This window comes from Halomonas sp. 707D4, assembly GCF_024158685.1.
Lineage (GTDB): Bacteria > Pseudomonadota > Gammaproteobacteria > Pseudomonadales > Halomonadaceae > Vreelandella.
This window is the reverse complement of the sequence record NZ_JAMZBD010000383.1, coordinates 1-3,006: the sequence shown is the minus strand read 5'-3', so window position 1 is coordinate 3,006 and position 3,006 is coordinate 1. Positions and strand designations below refer to the sequence as shown.

General features: G+C 63.5%; 3 protein-coding genes. 1 reads left to right on the top strand and 2 read right to left on the bottom strand.

All coding sequences use genetic code 11. The features are described from left to right. The first annotated feature begins 114 nt into the window (after positions 1-114). The gene (locus tag BIS11_RS13980; RefSeq protein WP_253421519.1) at positions 115-429 is read left to right on the top strand and encodes a high-potential iron-sulfur protein; all 315 of its coding nucleotides are present in this window, start codon (positions 115-117) and stop codon (positions 427-429) included. 40 nt (positions 430-469) lie between these two features. Here the strand turns inward: BIS11_RS13980 and BIS11_RS13975 are convergent, their stop codons facing one another. Continuing rightward, positions 470-2,041 (bottom strand): SpoVR family protein, encoded by a 1,572-nt coding sequence (locus tag BIS11_RS13975; RefSeq protein ID WP_253421522.1) that lies wholly within the window; start codon positions 2,039-2,041, stop codon positions 470-472. 29 nt (positions 2,042-2,070) lie between these two features. After that, positions 2,071-3,006: YeaH/YhbH family protein (locus BIS11_RS13970; RefSeq protein WP_253586344.1), on the bottom strand; the 936-nt coding region annotated here is incomplete at its 5' end.

Genomic DNA, 3,006 nt, shown 5'->3' with positions numbered 1-3,006 from the left:
GTCTTGTGTGGAGGAGAGCTTGGGTTAAAGTAGAGCGTGCGGCGACGCGCTACACTCGTCCAGAGACACCGCCCGCCAAGAGGCGCTGTCAGACCGTGATACCAAGGAGACACCATGGCCGATCAGAGCCGACGTAAGTTCATGCGTGACAGCATGCTGGGCCTGGCCGCCCTGCCGCTGGGGGCGGGCATCCTTTCCCGGACCGCCTACGCCCAGTCGCTGCCTCGCCTCGACCCCGGCGCCCCTGCAGCGCAAGCGCTCAACTATGTCGAGCGCGCCCCGGACGCCTCGGATCATCCCGCCTTCTCGGAAGGCGAGCTCTGCTCCAACTGCATGTTCTTCACCGCCGCCAACGAAGGCTGCCAGCTCTTTCCCGAGAACAGCGTCGCCCCGGAAGGGTGGTGCCAGTCCTGGACCTCGCAAGGTTGATGCCTTACCCCGCCCTCCGGCGGGGTCTTCGTATAGACGCTCAGTGCGTGCCTTCCACTTTGGTCTCCTCGACCGGCCAGCGGTAGCGGTGCGTGACGCGCCCCTCCTCCAGCGAGAGCAGGTGAACGGGAAAGCCCCACAGCTGCTGCAAGTGGCGCATGACCGGATAGACGCTTCGCTCGAGCGGCCGACGACTCTCCTGAACGTGATGCAGGGTCAAGGAGCGGTCGCCACGAATCGCCGCCTCGAACACCTGGATGTTGGGCTCGCGCAGCGACAGCGCGTACTGGGCACACAGTGCGTTGCGCAGGCGGCGATAGCCCTGCTCGTCGTGGATGGCGCCGATAGCGAGCGTCTCGCTCTGGTCGTCGTCGATCATCACGAACAGCTTCAGGTCACGCATCACCTTGGGTGACAAAAACTGCTGGATGAACGATTCGTCCTTGAAGTTGCGCATGGCGAACTCGAGCGTTGCGCGCCACGGCGTGCCGGCGATGTCGGGAAACCAGGTCCGGTCCTCGTCGGTGGGGTACTCGCAGATGCGCTGGATGTCGCGAAAGATCGCGAAGCCCAGCGCGTAGGGGTTGATGCCGCTGTAGTAGGGACTATCGAAGTCCGGCTGGTGGATGACCGCAGCGTGGGACTGGAGAAACTCCAGCATGATGCCCTCGTCGATGTGACCATCATCGAAAAGCCGGTTCATCAGCGTGTAGTGCCAGAAGCAGGCCCAGCCCTCGTTCATCACCTGGGTCTGGCGCTGCGGGTAGAAGTACTGGGCGAGCTTGCGCACGATACGCACGATCTCGCGCTGCCAGGGCGCCAGCAACGGCGCGTTCTTCTCGATGAAGTAGAGCAGGTTCTCCTGGGGCTCGGCCGGATAGCGACCTCCCTCGTGAAGCCCCAGCGGGTCGTCCTCGTCGTGCAGCTGGCCCGGCAGGCGCTCGCTTTTCTCCAGCGGTTTCGGGATGGTGCGCCACAGCATGTTGACCTGGGTCTGCAGGTAGGCCTCGCGCTCCTCCTGGCGCTTGGCCTCGGCGGCGGCGGAGATCTTCGACGGCCGCTTGTAGCGGTCGACCCCGTAATTCTGCAGCGCGTGGCAGGCATCGAGCAATTGCTCGACGGCGTGGCTGCCGTGGCGCTCCTCGCACTTGGCGATATAGGTGCGGGCAAACACCAGGTAGTCGACGATGGAGTCCGCCTCGGTCCAGGTACGAAACAGGTAGTTGCCCTTGAAGAACGAGTTGTGGCCGTAACAGGCGTGCGCCATCACCAGCACCTGCATCATCAGCGTATTCTCCTCCATGAGATAGGCGATGCAGGGGTCGGAGTTGATCACGAGCTCGTAGGCCAGCCCCATCTGGCCGCGCTTGTAGGCCTGCTGCACGGCGAGAAACTGCTTGCCAAAGGACCAGTGGTGGTAGCCCACCGGCATGCCGACGCTCGAGTAGGCGTCCATCATCTGCTCGGTGGTGATCACCTCGATCTGGTTGGGGTAGGTATCGAGCTGGTACTCGTCGGCAAGGGCGGCCAGCACCTCGTCGAAGCGCTCGAGGATATCGAAGTTCCAGTCCGAGCCGGTGGCGATCGGCTGGGCAGTGCGGGAGACTCGCATCGCTAACTCCTGCTGGCGAAACGGCCAGGTCATGGGGTGCTCAAACGGCGCTTGAACAGTTCGCGAAAGACCGGGTAGATATCGCCGGCCTCGACGAGCTGGCGCATGGCGAAACGCTCGGCAAAGCGCTTCGCCACGTTTTCGTACTCGTGCCACAGCGACTGATGCTCGTGCGGGGTGATCTCGACGTAGGCGTAGTATTGAAGCTTGGGCATCAGCTCCTTGATCAATAGATCCCGGCAGATAGAGGAGTCGTCGTCCCAGTTGTCGCCGTCCGAGGCCTGGGCCACGTAGAGGTTCCACTGGGCCGGCGGGTAGCGCTTGTCGATGATGCCGTTGAGCAGTGTCAAAGCACTCGAGACGATGGTGCCGCCGGTTTCACGCGAATAGAAGAACTCCTCCTCGCCCACCTCCCGGGCGGCGGTGTGGTGGCGCACGAACACCAGCTCCACCTTCTCGTAGTGCTTCTCCAGAAACAGATAGAGCAGCAGGAAGAAGCGCTTGGCGATGTCCTTGTGGTTCTGGGTCATCGAGCCCGAGACGTCCATGACGCAGAACATCACCGCCTGGCTCGACGGCTGAGGCTCCGGCGCGAGCTGGTGGTAGCGAAGATCGAAAGTGTCGATGAACGGCACCGCCTCGATGCGCTTTTCGAGCCGCTCGATCTCGGCTTCGAGCGCCGCGATGCGGGCCGGGTTCTTGAGGATGGGGTCCTTGTCGAGCTCCTCGGCCAGCGCCTCCTGAGCCTCCTTGAGCGCGCGCTTGATCGGTGCGCGCATGGCGATGCGCCGGGCGTAGGCCTCGCGCATCGAGCGGGTCACGCTCATGCGCGACGGCACGCCGTCCCGGGAGAGCCCGGCGCGCACCATCTTGATCTCCTCGAGGGACTTGAGCGACTTGCGCTCGAGATGGGGAAGCTCGAGCCCTTCGAAGACGAACTCGAGAAACTCCTCGCGACTCAGGGA